Annotated in this window: 15 protein-coding genes; 6 read left to right on the top strand and 9 right to left on the bottom strand. The window is 68.5% G+C overall.

The features are described from left to right. The first annotated feature begins 74 nt into the window (after positions 1–74). Both GY40_RS02635 and chrA read left to right on the top strand, forming a co-directional pair. On the top strand, positions 75–908 hold the full coding sequence (locus GY40_RS02635) for a chromate resistance protein ChrB domain-containing protein (RefSeq protein ID WP_038358470.1): 834 nt from the start codon (positions 75–77) through the stop codon (positions 906–908). Next, positions 905–2,296, top strand: coding sequence for a chromate efflux transporter (gene chrA / locus GY40_RS02630; protein WP_038358469.1), 1,392 nt, complete (start codon positions 905–907; stop codon positions 2,294–2,296). Before GY40_RS02635 ends, chrA begins: the two co-directional genes overlap by 4 nt. A gap of 3 nt (positions 2,297–2,299) precedes the next feature. Here chrA and GY40_RS02625 read toward each other — a convergent pair whose 3' ends face one another. The 4 genes from GY40_RS02625 to GY40_RS02610 all read right to left on the bottom strand — a co-directional run bounded on the left by GY40_RS02625 (position 2,300) and on the right by GY40_RS02610 (position 5,407). Continuing rightward, positions 2,300–2,620: a hypothetical protein gene (locus tag GY40_RS02625; protein WP_038358467.1), complete on the bottom strand. Its 321-nt coding sequence runs from the start codon at positions 2,618–2,620 to the stop codon at positions 2,300–2,302. A 128-nt stretch (positions 2,621–2,748) separates the two neighbouring features. Next, positions 2,749–3,942 (bottom strand): FAD-dependent monooxygenase, encoded by a 1,194-nt coding sequence (locus tag GY40_RS02620; RefSeq protein ID WP_038358464.1) that lies wholly within the window; start codon positions 3,940–3,942, stop codon positions 2,749–2,751. A gap of 124 nt (positions 3,943–4,066) precedes the next feature. After that, the gene (locus tag GY40_RS02615; protein WP_038358462.1) at positions 4,067–4,318 is read right to left on the bottom strand and encodes a zinc-finger domain-containing protein; all 252 of its coding nucleotides are present in this window, start codon (positions 4,316–4,318) and stop codon (positions 4,067–4,069) included. Positions 4,319–4,417: 99 nt separating this feature from the next. Beyond that, a complete protein-coding gene (locus GY40_RS02610) occupies positions 4,418–5,407 on the bottom strand; it encodes a heparan-alpha-glucosaminide N-acetyltransferase (protein WP_051987448.1) in 990 nt (329 codons plus the stop codon). Between the two features lie 99 nt (positions 5,408–5,506). Between GY40_RS02610 and GY40_RS02605 the strand changes: the two genes are divergently transcribed. After that, positions 5,507–6,274 (top strand): alpha/beta fold hydrolase, encoded by a 768-nt coding sequence (locus tag GY40_RS02605; RefSeq protein WP_038359891.1) that lies wholly within the window; start codon positions 5,507–5,509, stop codon positions 6,272–6,274. 188 nt (positions 6,275–6,462) lie between these two features. After that, positions 6,463–7,311, top strand: a complete 849-nt coding sequence (cysE, locus tag GY40_RS02600; RefSeq protein ID WP_038358461.1) for a serine O-acetyltransferase — start codon at positions 6,463–6,465, stop codon at positions 7,309–7,311. Here the strand turns inward: cysE and GY40_RS02595 are convergent. Then, positions 7,302–8,207, bottom strand: coding sequence for a LysR family transcriptional regulator (locus tag GY40_RS02595; RefSeq protein ID WP_038358459.1), 906 nt, complete (start codon positions 8,205–8,207; stop codon positions 7,302–7,304). The genes cysE and GY40_RS02595 overlap by 10 nt on opposite strands. A gap of 144 nt (positions 8,208–8,351) precedes the next feature. Between GY40_RS02595 and GY40_RS02590 the strand changes: the two genes are divergently transcribed. Continuing rightward, a complete protein-coding gene (locus GY40_RS02590; protein ID WP_038358457.1) occupies positions 8,352–9,674 on the top strand; it encodes a serine hydroxymethyltransferase in 1,323 nt (440 codons plus the stop codon). Positions 9,675–9,848: 174 nt separating this feature from the next. Here GY40_RS02590 and prmB read toward each other — a convergent pair whose 3' ends face one another. The 3 genes from prmB to GY40_RS02575 form a co-directional block, all read right to left on the bottom strand. Further along, on the bottom strand, positions 9,849–10,751 hold the full coding sequence (gene prmB, locus GY40_RS02585) for a 50S ribosomal protein L3 N(5)-glutamine methyltransferase (RefSeq protein ID WP_038358455.1): 903 nt from the start codon (positions 10,749–10,751) through the stop codon (positions 9,849–9,851). Between the two features lie 212 nt (positions 10,752–10,963). Next, on the bottom strand, positions 10,964–11,305 hold the full coding sequence (locus tag GY40_RS02580) for a hypothetical protein (protein ID WP_038358453.1): 342 nt from the start codon (positions 11,303–11,305) through the stop codon (positions 10,964–10,966). Between the two features lie 104 nt (positions 11,306–11,409). Then, entirely contained in the window at positions 11,410–12,789 is a 1,380-nt protein-coding gene (locus tag GY40_RS02575; protein ID WP_038358450.1) for a serine hydrolase domain-containing protein, read from the bottom strand. Positions 12,790–12,944: 155 nt separating this feature from the next. Between GY40_RS02575 and GY40_RS02570 the strand changes: the two genes are divergently transcribed. After that, positions 12,945–13,157, top strand: a complete 213-nt coding sequence (locus tag GY40_RS02570) for a DUF3126 family protein (RefSeq protein ID WP_038358447.1) — start codon at positions 12,945–12,947, stop codon at positions 13,155–13,157. A gap of 151 nt (positions 13,158–13,308) precedes the next feature. Here GY40_RS02570 and GY40_RS26380 read toward each other — a convergent pair whose 3' ends face one another. After that, the gene (locus tag GY40_RS26380) at positions 13,309–14,031 is read right to left on the bottom strand and encodes a hypothetical protein (RefSeq protein WP_156115842.1); all 723 of its coding nucleotides are present in this window, start codon (positions 14,029–14,031) and stop codon (positions 13,309–13,311) included. Positions 14,032–14,078 lie beyond the last annotated feature (47 nt).

Below are 14,078 nucleotides of genomic sequence, written 5' to 3'. Positions count from 1 at the left end.
GTTCATCGCGACGACCCCGTGAGGCTTCGGCCCAATGCTCGCGTCCAACTTCCTTGCTTCAGGATGGACGCATCATGTCTTCCAACGAACAGATCACGGTTGCGCAATTGTCCCGGCTCGTCGGCAGGCCCGACGCACCGGCGATCATCGATGTCCGGATCGACGAGGATTTCGCCGCCGATCCGGTCTTCCTGCCCACGGCGACGCGCCGCGACTACCGCGCGGTTGCGGATTGGGCATCGGACTATGCCGACCAGCAACAGGTCATCGTCGTCTGCCATCGGGGCCTCAAGCTGAGCGAAGGGGTCGCTGCCTGGCTGCGGCAAGCCGGCATCGCGGCGGAGAGCCTCGAAGGCGGGCATCTCGCCTGGCGACAGGCCGGCGGACTTACGGTCTCGTCGGCGCGCCTGCCGCCGGCCGGTCCCTCCGGCGGCAGCGTCTGGGTGACGCGGGCCCGGCCCAAGATCGACCGCATCGCCTGTCCCTGGCTCATCCGCCGCTTCGTCGACCGCAAGGCCGTTTTTCTCTTCGTGGCCGCCACGGAGGTCGAGGCGGTGGCGGAGCGCTTCGGCGCCACGCCCTTCGATGTCGAGGGCGTGTTCTGGAGCCATCGCGGGCCGCGCTGCACCTTCGATGTGATGATCGAGGAGTTCGGCCTGGCCTCGCCGGCGCTCGACAGGCTCGCCCGGATCGTCAGGGCGGCCGATACCGCGACGCTGGACGCCGAACCGCAGGCCGCCGGCCTGCTGGCGGCTTCGCTCGGGCTGTCGCGCATGTTCAAGCACGATCTCGAGCAGCTCGACGCCGGCATGCTGCTCTACGATGCCTTCTATCGCTGGTGCCGGGACGCCAGCGAGGAAACCCATAACTGGCCTTCCGCGCGTCCGGTTTCGGAGCCCCGCTCATGACCGCCCTGCAATCGGACATGGCGGCCGGGCCGGCCGAGCGCATGCCGACGCTGGCCGAGGCGACGCGCGTCTGGGCGAAGATCGGTTGCCTCTCCTTCGGCGGCCCGGCCGGGCAGATCGCGCTGATGCATCGCGAGCTGGTCGAGGAGCGGCGCTGGGTCGGCGAGGAGCGCTTCCTGCATGCGCTCAACTACTGCATGCTGCTGCCGGGCCCCGAGGCGCAGCAGCTTGCGATCTATATCGGCTGGCTGATGCACCGGACGCTCGGCGGGCTGATCGCCGGGCTGCTCTTCATCCTGCCCGGCGCGCTGGTGATGCTGGGCCTGAGCGCGCTCTACGTCACCTGGCGCCATGTGCCGCTGGTTGACGGGCTGTTCTTCGGGATCAAGGCGGCTGTCCTCGCCATCGTGATCGAGGCCGGCTTCCGCATCAGCCGCCGCGCGCTGAAGACGCCGGCGATGCGGCTCGTGGCGCTGGCGGCCTTCCTCGCGCTCTTCCTGTTCAAGATGCCGTTTCCGCTCGTCATTCTCGCGGCGGCGTTCGTGGGCTGGGCCGGACATCGGCTGGCGCCGAACCTGTTCTCGACGGCGCAGCGCCATGCCGCGCTGGGTCCGCCCGTTACCGGGCTGGTCGATGAGCTGTTCGCGCGCGGGGAGCTGACGCATACGCGGCCCTCGCCGGGCAGGGCGCTGCGGGTGCTCGCGCTCTGGCTGCCCCTATGGCTGGCGCCGGTCGGGCTGCTCTGGCTGACGACCGGAGGCGGGAGCGTCTGGACGCAGATCGGCTCCTTCTTCAGCATGATGGCGGTCGTGACCTTCGGCGGCGCCTATGCGGTCTTGAGCTATGTCGCCCAGGCGGCGGTCGAGGGCTTCGGCTGGCTCGCTCCGGGCGAGATGCTGGACGGGCTCGGGCTCGCCGAGACGACACCGGGGCCGCTCGTGCTGGTCCTGCAGTTCGTCGGCTTCCTGGCCGGCTTCCGGATGCCCGGCATGTTGCCGCCGCTGCTGGCCGGCAGCCTCGGCGCGCTCCTGACGCTGTGGGCGACCTTCGCGCCCTGCTTCCTCTGGATCTTCCTCGGAGCGCCCTATATCGAGGCGCTACGCAGCAACGAGAGCCTCTCGGCGGCGCTGGCGGCGATCACGGCGGCAGTGGTCGGGGTGATCGCGAACCTCGCCTTGTGGTTCGGGCTGCATGTGCTGTTTCGCGAGCTGCGCGGTCTCGATCTCGTCTGGCTCTCGCCGGACGTGCCGGTGCTCTCGTCGCTGGACTGGCAGGCGGCGCTGCTGGCGGCCGGCGCCATCCTCGCGATTCTGCGGTTCCGCATCGGCATGATGCCGGTGCTCGCGGCCTGCGGGGCGGCGGGCATCGCCCTCAAGGGGCTGGGTTGAGGCTCAGCGCCGCGGCGGCTCGCCGGGCTCGATGATGCGGTACTCGGCGTCGATGATCTCGATGCGCTCGGCTGGCCGAGCCTGACCGCCGAAGGGATCGGCCGCGCGGTCGAAGCCGGCGGCCTTGAGCTTGGCCTTCAGCCGCCAGACCGCGATGGCGCCGGCGACGGCGACGATGGGGATCAGGATCAGCGCAAGGCTCGCCGCCACGAGGAACAGCGCGATGCCGACGACGAAGCTTGCGGCCATGACGAGCCATGTCGCCCAGCGCGGCATCGAAGCCCCGCGGCGGTTGAGCTGGTCGTAGAGATTGACGCGGATCATGTCGGTTCCACTCCTCCTCGGGCCAAGAGATAGGAACGAATTGCGGCGTTGACGAGATGCCCTTCGGATCGGCGGGGCCCAGAGACCTTTTGACACAGGCCAAGCCGTTGGTGAGGGCGAAAAGGAACTCAGCCCACGTCGCGCCAGCCGTAGAGCCAGTCATAGCGTTTGCGCATCCCCTCCGGGCCGAGGCGCCGGAGCACGAGGTCGCGCCCGATGCTCCAGGGCCAGCCGAGATGGAAATTGCGGCCGTTCTCGCGGCTCGCCTCCTGCACGCGGGCGACGCGTTGCGCGCGGGCCGCGGCATAGGCCGCCATGGCAGCCTGGACGCCGGCAGCGCCCTCCCGCGCCAGATGTTCCGCCAGCAGGCGCGCGAGCACGCCGGCATCCTCGATGGCGAGCGAGGCGCCTTGGGCCAGGAAGGGCAGCACCGGGTGGGCGGCGTCGCCGAGCAGCGCGATCCGTCCCTTCGCCATGGCGGCCGGCTTGCGGTCGAACAGCGACCAGACCTGCCAGCCGCCGGCGGCGCCGGCGAGCTGTCGCAGAGCCGGTGAGGCGCCGGCGAGATGCTCGGTCAGGACGGCGCGGTCGCCTTCGCGGGTCCAGCCTTCGCGCGCCTCGCGCGCCCGGCGCAGGACGACGAGGTTGATCTGCCTCCCGCTCGATACGGGGTAATGGACGGCATGGCGTTGCGGGCCGAGATGCAAGGTCACGCGCGGCTTTTCACCCGCGATGCCGGGGGCTGCCGCCGTTGGCACCATGGCGCGCCAGGCCTCGTAGCCGGTGAATTCGGGCGCAGCCGCATCCCCCGTCAGGCCACGGATGCGCGACCACAGCCCGTCGGCGCCGATCAGGCCGAGGCCGTGCAAGGTTTCGCCGCCATTCTGACTGCCGAGCGTCGCGGTGACGCCGGCATCGTCCTGCCGCACATCCTCGACGCCGCGCCCGACCACGAAGCGGATGTTGGGCATGGCGCGGGCAGCGTCGAGCAGGACGGTGTGCAGGTCGATGCGGCTCATCAGGCGGAAAGGCGTCGGCGCCCCCGCGAGATCCGCCGGCATCTCGACCACCGGCGCGCCGTCGCGCCAGCGGCGGACGGCCAGCCCGTTGGAGGAAACGCCGACACGTTTCAACGGCAAGGCGAGGTCGAGCGCCTCGAGGACGCGGCCGGAATTCGGGGTGAGCTGCAGGCCGGCCCCGGTCTCGCCGAAGCCGGTGCGTTTCTCGACGACGGTCGAGGCGATGCCGCGCCGGGCCAGAGACAGAGCCGCCGCAAGGCCGCCGATGCCGGCGCCGGCGATGAGGATGTGAGGAGCGCTCAAGGCAGCCGCCTTCGATGGATCGACCGGTTGTCGCCGCAGGAGCGCAGGTGCCCCTCAGAACCTGCGCGGATGGATCGTCAGCCGCTCGGGCCGCGGCGCGAGCCTGCGGACCGCGTCGCGGGAATCAGGCCGCCTTGGCGTCGTCGTGATACTCGCATTCCGGCGGATTCGACGCGCTGCCCTTCAGCGAGGGGTCGTATTTGAACAGCGTCGAGCAGTAGGGGCAGACGATCTCGTTGTCCGAGCCCATGTCGAGGAAGACATGCGGATGGTCGAAGGGCGGCTTGGCGCCGATGCACATGAATTCGTGCGCGCCGACATGGATCACGGCGACGCCTGCGTCGTTCTGGAAATGCGGGATGCCGGTCGCGGCCATGGCTCTTCGCTCTTCAAAGCTGGAATTCGCGCGCAACCTATCCCGACAGGGCGCGAGATGCCAGAGCCTGTTTAGGCTGCGAAACCGGCGCGTTTCGCCTTACGGACCGCGCAGGCAGGCCTGGGCGAGGCGGGTCATGCGGGTGCTTTCCTCGGAGGACAGCGTATCGCTGAGCGCCTTCTGCCAGAGGTTCTCGCGCTTGAGGCCGTCCACGGTGCAGGCGCAGACCTCCCGGCAGATCTGTTGCGAGTTCGAGGGCCCCGCGCAGCTTCGCTGGCATTCGGCCCGGAAGGCGCGCTCATCCGGCGAGAGGGGCGGGGCGATCTGCGTCGCCAGCATGATCAGCCCGATGAAGACCGGCTGGTGGACGAGATAGACCAGCAGGCTATGGCGCCCGCCCCAGCAGATGATTCGGGTTGGCCATGGACGCGGCCGCCAGCTCGCCGCGGCCGTCCCGTCGAGGCGGGGCAGGACGAGGCGCGCCAGCGCGATGCCGGTGAGCACGCAGCCGAACCAGGGGAAGACCGGGACGAAATCGGCCGTCTGGATCGGCGCATGCGAGAAGCCGAGCCAGACCGTCCAGGGCTGGTCGAGCAGGGGGCTCGCGACGAAGGCGGGCAGGGCGAAGGCGAGTGCCGCGGCGAGGATGACGAGGAGCACCGGCAGTCGCAGGAACGGCAGGGCGAGCACGCTCGCCAGCGCGACATGGTGCAGGATGCCGAAGAAGATGAAGTTCTCGCGCATCGCGAAGAAGGTGCCGACCGTTACGAGAGCGGCAGCCGCGGCGACCATGGCCAGGCGTTTCAGAAAGGCGTTACGATTCAGCCCCTTGCGCGTCGCCAGCACGAGGCTGACGCCGACCACGACCAGGAAGGAGCCGGCGATGCAGCGCGCGAACAGCCGCCAGCCCGGCTCGAAGGCGATATCGGTCTCGATCAATCCGAAATTCGAGAGATCATAGGCGAAATGGAAGACGAACATCGCCAGCAAGGCGATGCCGCGCGCCAGATCGACGAGCTGGATTCGGCCACCCTTCGGTAGGGAGGGCGGGGTCGGCGCGGGCGAAGCGGCTGCAGCAGGCTCGGTCATGGCTGTCGTTCATAAGCAAGCGGCGCGCTGGCGGCTACCCAAAGTGGCTTGGGCATGGCAGGGAAGGCTTCAGTCGAACGGACCTCCATGACGGAACCCATGCAGAGCTTTTCCTCCGACGGCGTGCGGATCGCCTATGTCGACCTCGCGCCCACTGGCGATGTGCCGAAGCACGAGACCGTGGTGCTCGTCCACGGCTTCGCCTCGAGCCATGTCATCAACTGGGTCAACACCCAGTGGACGAAGACGCTGACCCATGCCGGCTACCGCGTCGTCGCCCTCGACGATCGCGGCCATGGCGAAAGCGAGAAGCTCTACGACCCGGCGGCCTATTCCTCGCAGATCATGGCCGAGGATGTGCGCCGGCTGATGGACCATCTCGATATCCCGCGCGCGGCGGTGATGGGCTATTCGATGGGCGCGCGCATCTCGGCGCATCTGGCGCTGGCGCATCCGCAGCGGCTCAACGCGCTGCTGCTCGGCGGGCTCGGCATTCATCTGGTCGAAGGGGTGGGGCTGCCGATCGGCATCGCCGATGCGATGGAGGCGCCGTCGCTCGCTACCCTGACCGATCCGATGCAGCGCATGTTCCGCGCCTTCGCCGAACAGACCAAGAGCGACCTCAAGGCGCTGGCCGCCTGCATCCGCGGCTCGCGCCAGACGCTGACGGCCGGGCAGGTCGGCCAGATTTCGGTGCCCACCCTGATCAGCGTCGGCACGAAGGACGACGTCTCAGGCTCCGGCCCGGAGCTGGCGAAGCTCATTCCCGGTGCCGAGTCCTTCGATATCGTCGGGCGAGACCACAATCTCGCGGTGGGCGACAAGAGCCACAAGCAGGCCGTGCTCGACTTCCTCGCGCGGTTGTGAGATGGACGGCGTGCGAGCAGGTTCCTCCGAAATGCGGGCGAAACCAATGTGTTGTCGAAAACGGTTCACGCGCTGATTCCGCTGCCTTCCATATTGATTCAACCCCGCTCTGCGTTTGCCTTTGGCCTCTGGCCCCTTCCTGGTGCTAGTCTAGGCTTCTGCCGAACGGTTATTTCCGGAGAACGATCATGCCGTCAGGGCACTCCGCCGTAGACATCCGCGATGCCGCCAGCGGCCTCGACCGGGTCGATCCCGTCTGGTCGCGCCTGCGCCGCGAGGCCGAGGCCGCCGTCGCTGCCGAGCCGGCGCTCGGCACGCTCATCGTCGCCTCGGTGCTGAACCAGCCGAGCTTCGAAAGCGCCGTCGCGCATCGCGTGGCGGCCCGGCTCGGCCACCCGGCCGTGACGGCCGACCTGATCGAGCAGGCCTTCACCGAGGCGATGGCCGATGATGACACCATCGGCCCCGGCATGCGCGCCGACGTCATGGCCGTGCTCGACCGCGATCCGGCCTGCTACCGCGTGCTGGAGCCGGTGCTGTTCTTCAAGGGCTTCCACGCCCTGCAATGCCACCGGCTGGCGCATTGGCTGTGGATGCGGGACCGGCGCGATTTCGCGCTCTATCTTCAGGCGCGCTCCTCCGAAGTGTTCCAGACCGACATCAACCCGGCTGCCCGGATCGGCAAGGGCGTCTTCCTCGACCATGCGACCGGGCTCGTCGTAGGCGAGACGGCGGTGATCGAGGACAATGTCTCGATGCTGCACGGCGTCACGCTCGGCGGCACGGGCAAGCAGGGCGGCGACCGCCATCCCAAGATCCGCAAGGGCGTGCTGATCGGCGCCGGCGCCAAGATCCTCGGCAATATCGAGGTCGGCCAGTGCAGCCGCGTCGCGGCCGGTTCGGTCGTGCTCCAGCCGGTGCCGCGCAACAAGACGGTGGCGGGCGTGCCGGCCAAGGTCGTTGGCGAGGCCGGCTGCGCCGAGCCGTCGCGCTCGATGGACCAGATTCTTGGCGGCGATTGCGGCGCCTATATCTGAGCCGCTTCGTCGGCCGAGGCGGCAAGCCATTCCATGATCTCGACCCGGCGCGCATGCGCGCCGGAGCCCGTGGCTGGACTCAAGGTGAGCCTGTCCGGCATCGGCATGGCCTGCCGGAAGGGCGCAGCCAGCCGGCCAGTGGCCAGAAGGGGCGCGACGAGGCTCATTCGGCCCATGAGCACGCCGGAGCCCGAGAGCGCTGCGTCCAGCGCCAGGGCATAAAGCGAGAAGGCCGGCCCGCGCCCTGCATCGACCTTGGCCTCCGGCGCGGCGAAGCTGAGCCAGCGCGCCCAGTCGCCGCGCCAGACGGCATCGTGCAGCAGGGTCTGCCGCGCGAGATCGGCGGGTGAAGCCAGCCGGCCGGCCAGCGCAGGCGTGCAGACAGGCAGGATCGCATCGTGTCCGATCTGGATCGCGGACGGCTCCGCGACGGTGTCCCGATAGAACAGCGAGAGGTCATAGGGGTCCCGTCTCGGGTCCGGCGGCTCCTCCATGGCTGCGACCGAAATCTGCAATTCCGGAAAAGCCTGCTGCAACCGGCCCAGACGCGGCGAGAGCCAGAGCTGGGCGATGCAGGGCAGGGCGGCGATGGCGAGCGGCCGGTGCGGCTGCGCTTCGCGCAGGGCCTGCACCGCCTGGCCGAGCATGTCGAAGCCGCGTGTCAGCCTGGGCAGCGCCTCGCGCGCCGCGTCCGTCAGGGCGACGCCTTGCGGCAGCCGGCGAAACAGCGGGAAGCCGAGCCCGGTTTCGAGCTGCCGGATCTGCTGGGTGATCGCGCCGGCGGTGACGCCGATTTCCTCCGCCGCCTTGGCGAAGCTTTCCAGCCGCGCAGCCGCCTCGAAGGCCCGCAAGGCGGTGAGTGGGGGCAGGCGCGGGCGCGGCGGCTTGACGGGCAAGGGAAGCTCCGGGTCGAGGCTGAGATTTCCTCATCCTCCCGACCATGAATACTCATTTGCGCGCGACGCGGCAAACCGATGAGATGGCTCAGGTTCCAAACAGGCACCGGGACAACACGCAGTCGCTGAAGTGGAGGATGGGGCATGACGGCTCTGGGCAGGCGCGATTGGGTGCCGCAGGCGAGTGAGGACTATATCCAGCGGATCGCCGGCGAGACGGCGGGCCAGCCGCTCGATGCCATCGCGGACAGGATTACGGCGCTGACCGCCGAGAATCGCGCCATCCACGAGCTCGATTGCGTCAACCTCAACCCCGCCACCAATGTGATGAACCCGAAGGCCGAGGCCCTGCTCTCGGCTGGGATCGGGGCGCGGCCGTCGCTCGGCTATCCCGGCGACAAATACGAGATGGGGCTGGAGGCGATCGAGCAGATCGAGGTGATCGCGGCCGAGCTCGCAGCCGAGGTTTTCGGCGCGACATATGCGGAGATCCGCGTGCCCTCCGGCGCCATCGCCAATCTCTATGCCTTCATGGTCGCGGCAAAGGCGGGCGACTGCATCATCGCGCCGCCGGGCGAGATCGGCGGGCATGTCACCCATCACGGCGCGGGCGCGGCCGGGCTCTACGGCATCGTCGCCCATCCGGCGCCGATCGACCCGGTGAGGTATACGGTCGATGTCGAAAAGCTGCGCGCGGATGCGCTCAGGCTCCGCCCGAAGCTGATCTCGATCGGCGGCAGCCTCAATCTCTTCCCGCATCCGATCCGCGAGATCCGCGCCATCGCCGACGAGGTCGGTGCGCTCGTGCTGTTCGACGCGGCGCATATGTCCGGCATGATCGCGGGCCATGGCTGGCAGCAGCCGCTGGAGGAGGGTGCTCATCTGATGACGATGAGCACCTATAAGAGCCTCGGCGGGCCGCCTTCAGGGTTGATCGTCACCAATGATGCCGACATCGCGAAAAAACTCGACGCCATCGCCTATCCCGGCCTCACCGCCAATTTCGATGCAGCCAAGTCGGCGTCGCTGGCCGTCTCGCTCCTCGATTGGAAGGCGCATGGCCGCGCCTATGCGCAGGAGATGGCCAAGACAGCGAAGGCCTTGGCCGAGGCTCTGTCAGAGCGGCAGGTGCCGGTCTTCGCCCGCGACCGGGGCATGACGACCTCGCATCAGTTCGCCATCGAAGCCGCGCCCTATGGCGGTGGGCAGGCGGCAGCGAAGCGGCTTCGCGCGGTCAATATCCTGTCCTGCGGCATCGGCCTGCCGCTGCCGGCGGTGGAGGGCGATGTGAACGGGCTCAGGCTCGGCACGCCGGAGATCGTGCGCTTTGGCATGACGGCCGCCGACATGCCGGAGCTGGCGGGTTATATCGCCGAGGGGTTGAACGGCTCGCGTCCGGCCGAGGCGGTGGCGAAGGACGTGACGGCGTTCCGCGGCCGCTTCCGCGAGCTGCATTTCATGCGCTGAACGGCCGCATCGTCATGCTCGGGCTTGACCCGAGCATCTCGTGACCGAGAGGCTCGGAAGTCCCTTCTCGCGAGAGATTCTCGGGTCTGCGCTTCGCTCCGCTCGAGAATGACGCTCTGTTGCAGTCAATAGGGTTCGGGCTCAAGCGTAGCGCGCTTGCCTCGGCTCTGCCGTTCAGCCCGGCAGATCCGCCTCGCCGATCCAGAAGACTTCCGCCTCGCTCTCTTCCGTGTCGAGCCAGGTGAAGGGCAGGTCGTATGCGGCTTCGAGCGCCTCGCGCCCGGTGCCGACCTCGCAGAGCAGGCCGCCGCCGGGGTTCAGATGGTTGCGGGCCTGCGCCAGGATGCGGTGCACGAGGTCGAGACCGTCCGCGCCAGCGATATGGGCCATCCGTGGCTCGCTCGCATATTCCGGCGGGAAGGCGGCGACCTCCTCGGCGGTGACATAGGGCGGGTTGGCGATGATGAGGTCGTAACGCTGTCCATCGAGCGGGGCGAAGAGATCGCCCTGGAGCAGATGGACGCGATCGCCGAGATCGTAATCGGCGACATTGAGGCCGGCGACATCGAGCGCGTCCGGCGAGAGTTCGACGGCATCGACCTCGGCATTGGGAAAGCGTCCGGCGGCGATGATGGCGAGGCAGGCGGAGCCGGTGCAGAGGTCGAGCACGCGATCGACGGCTTCCGGCTCCGGGACGAGGCCGAGCCCTTCCGATTCGAGCACACCGCGCATCAGGAGTTCGCCGATATAGGAGCGCGGGACGATGACGCGCTCATCGACCCGGAAGCCGAGGCCGTGGATATAGGCGCGCCCGACGAGATAGGGCGCGGGCTTGCGCGTGGTGACCCGCGCCTCGATCAGGTCCAGCAGGCGCGCTCGCTCGCTGCGGGTCAGGCGCGCATCGAGCCAGGGATTGATGTCGTCGACCGGGAGCTTGAGCGCCTCCAGGAGCAGGAAGGCGGCTTCGTCGAGCGCGTTGGTGGTGCCATGGCCGAAGCTCAGCCCCGCCGCGTTGAAGCGCGAGACGGCATAGCGCAGCAGATCGCGCAGGGTGAGGAGGTCGTCGAGGGCGGTCATCGTCGGGGGCAGTTGTCCGGGTGGCGTCGCAGCCTCTTACAGGGCGGCGTGGGAAAGCGCCAAGCGGTCTCCCTCCCGGGCGAGCCGCATGGCTTAGAGCATCGGCCCGAAAAGTGGCACGCGGTTTTCGGGAAAAGCCGATGTAAAAACAAAGAGCTACAGCATCGGATCGAATACAATTTTCGGTCCGATGCTGTAGCGCATCGTCCGCGTCAGGAACTGCCGGCCGGGGCGAAGAAGCAGAGCAGATCTCCGGCATCGTCGATGCAGAGATGAAAGTGGCCGTCGGGCGATTCCTTGGCCTTGTCATAGGGGATTTCGAGGATCAACGGCTGGCGCCGTTCGGTCGGCCACATCGGGTGCGTGCCGGGCGCGACGGTGACGATGAAGCCTCCATGGCCTTCGCGCACGGTCTCGGCCGCGATCGGGGCGCAGTCGGCGCCGGAGCAGCAGTAGAACGGATACTCCCAGCCGCTCGGGGCCTGATGCGAAAGCGCCGGCGCCGCTCCCACAGCCAGGATAGCCACCATGGCGAATGAAGCGATCAAGCGCATCGGCCAGCCCTCACCCGCAAGTTTGCGGCGCGAAAGGCGGCGAATGCATGGCGGAGCACCCGGTTCCGGCTACCCCGTATGGATCGGTGTGCGTCGCAACGGCGTCAGCCGGCCGCCTTCTCGACATAGCGGGCGAGCATCTCGACCTTCATATCCTCCTCGCCGACGAAGCGGCCGCCGCCGAGCCAGACCGACTGCGCCGCGCCGGCCTCGTCCCGCATCAGCCTGGCCGGTTCGCCCGGGCTGTTGAAGCCGGAGGCGCGGATGATGCGGCCGTGATCCGGCGTATCGAGCGTGATCTCGCCGGCGTCGAGGAAGGGGGTGAACAGCGCGGGGTTGGCGATGAGGACGCGGTCGGACACTGGCACCAGATCGCCCGCGCCCCAGATGCACCAGCCCCGGCGATTCCAGTCTTCGGTCCCGGCCGGCGGCGCGCCGCGCTCGGAGAAGGTTTTCAGGATGTGGACGACGCCGTCGAGCCAGGGGTGGGCGAGCCCGTCGATGGCGTTGGTCAGGACGGACACCGTCAGGTCCTGCGCGGGGAAGACGCAGGTGCGGGTGATGAAGCCCTGGAAGCCGCCGGAATGGCCGAACCAGCGCCAGGCGCCTTCGCCGCCCGAGATGGTGCCGAGCCCATAATGGCGGCCGAGGCTCGCCTCGTCGTCCGGCCAGAGCCGTCGCGTCATTTCGCGGCGGCTCAAGGGGGTGAGGATGCTGGTTTCGGCCTGCGGCGAGAGCTGGGCGAAATAGCGGGCGACATCGGCGGCGGTGGCGACGAAGCCCGCTGCCGAAACCATGGCCCGGCCGGGATTGTCGCCGGGGATGACGACGCGGTAACCCAGGGGCTGCGTGCCGCTATGGCCCTTCGCCATCGGCCTATGGCCCCAGAGCTCGATATCGGCCTTGGTTTCGGTGAGGCCGACCTTCGCCACGACCTCGTCGGTGATCCATTCGCTGTAGCTGAGGCCGGTCACGGATTCGATGACGAGGCCGAGCAAGCCGAAGCCGTGGTTCGAGTATTTGAAGCGCTGCGAGGCCGGAAAGATCGGCGGCTCGGCAAGATCGTCGAGGAGTTCGGCCCTGTCGCAATAGGGCTTGCGGTCGAAGAACTGGCCGTTGTCCGGCCCGTCGCGCGTCAGCCCGGCGCTGTTGGAGAGCACCTGGCCGATCGTCACGGCGGCGATGTCGGGGTGCAAGCCGTCGATCAGGGAGCCGACCGCGTCGTCGAGCCGCAGCCGGCCGTCCTCGACGAGGCGCAAGATGCCGGCACCGGTGAAGCTCTTGGAATGGGACGCGATGCGGAAGCCGTGGCGCGGCGTCAGCGCCTCGCCGGTCGCGAGATCGGCGCTGCCGAAGGCGGCCTCGAGCGCGATCTCGCCGCCGTTCGCGACGGCGATGGCCACGCCCGGCTGGTCGTGCAGGCGGCGCTGGAAATCGAGCCAGCTCGCGACATAGGCGAGGGCGGAAGGGAGCCACGGCGTCATGAATGCGATCCGTCCTCGGGATGGGAGACGGGCATGCTAAGGATCGCAGCCCGGGGTGCAAGCGGGGGGAAGATCGACGGAACGATGCCGGCTTTTGCTTGCCCTGTGCGGCCCGGCGTGGCATCGCTCCCGCCCAATCGAAAGGGACACAGACCGTGGACAAGACAGAACTCGCCAAGCTGCAGGACTATCTGCGCCGGACCTTCAGCAACACCAACATCTCCGTGCGGGCGCGGATGAAGAAGACCGATTCGGCCGAGGTCTATCTGGGTGAGGAATATATCGGCATCATCCATGTCGACGACGAGGACGGCGACCGTTCGTTCAACTTCACCATGGCGATCCTCGACGTCGATCTCGAGGGCTGATCCGCTTCCAGCCTCATCCTGAGGAACAAAAGCGGCTTGCGTCTCGAAGGATGCTCCGGAGGCTCGGAGCTTCCTGAAGCATCCTTCGGGACGCGCTCCTGGAGCGCTCCTCAGGATGGGGAATGGGCGAGCCGGCGCAGGCCCCTTCCGCTCATCGGATCAAACCGTCCAGCGTGCGGCGTACGCCGCCCAGCATCACGGCCCAGTCTGCGATGATGGCGCGTGGGAAGCGGATGTTCACATCCATGCCGCGGTGATGGAAGGTGACGCGGCAGGGCTCGTCGACAAGCCCGCCCACATTGATCGGGCAGCGCGCGGCGAAGCCCCGGCCGTCGGGAACCGAGACATAGAACTCGTCGCCCTCGAAGGGCGAGCCCTTGCGGAAGCCGCGCACCACCAGGCCGCCGGGATTCGACCAGACCGTCGGCGTCAGGAAGCGGGCATAGGTGGCGAGCTGGCGCGCCGGCTCGTTGACCTTGTCGGGCGGGCTCAGGGTGATCAGCAGCTTGTAGCGGCTCTGCGGCGCGGCCGGGCCGAGGCTCGGCCAGTCCAGCCGCAGGCGGGCCATGCCGACGAGCCGGCTCCTGTCGCGTTCGTCATCGTCGACGCCGGTCAGGTTCCGCGGGATCATCAGCGCCACATCGCCGACGCGGGCCGGTTGCAGCTCCACTGAGGGCTCTTCGCGCCGATGTGTCCAGTAGAGCGCGGCGGCGGTCGCGAGCGCTCCGGCCAGCAGGATCGCGAAGGCCGCCTTCAGCATGGCGCCGTCGGCGCGCGGCAAAGGCCGGGCCGGCCGCTGCAGGCGCATGCGAACCATCGAAGCCAGGGCGGCGCCCTGATGTCCGGGCAGGTGGTGGGGAAGCGACGCAGTCATGTCCGGTGTTCTCGGAACGGGTTGCGTCTTACTGAATCATTGCCGCC

The organism is Allobosea sp. UNC402CLCol, assembly GCF_000745475.1.
Lineage (GTDB): Bacteria > Pseudomonadota > Alphaproteobacteria > Rhizobiales > Beijerinckiaceae > Allobosea > Allobosea spartocytisi.
Note: the sequence above shows the minus strand (reverse complement) of the source record. Positions and strands in the feature narration are given on the sequence as shown.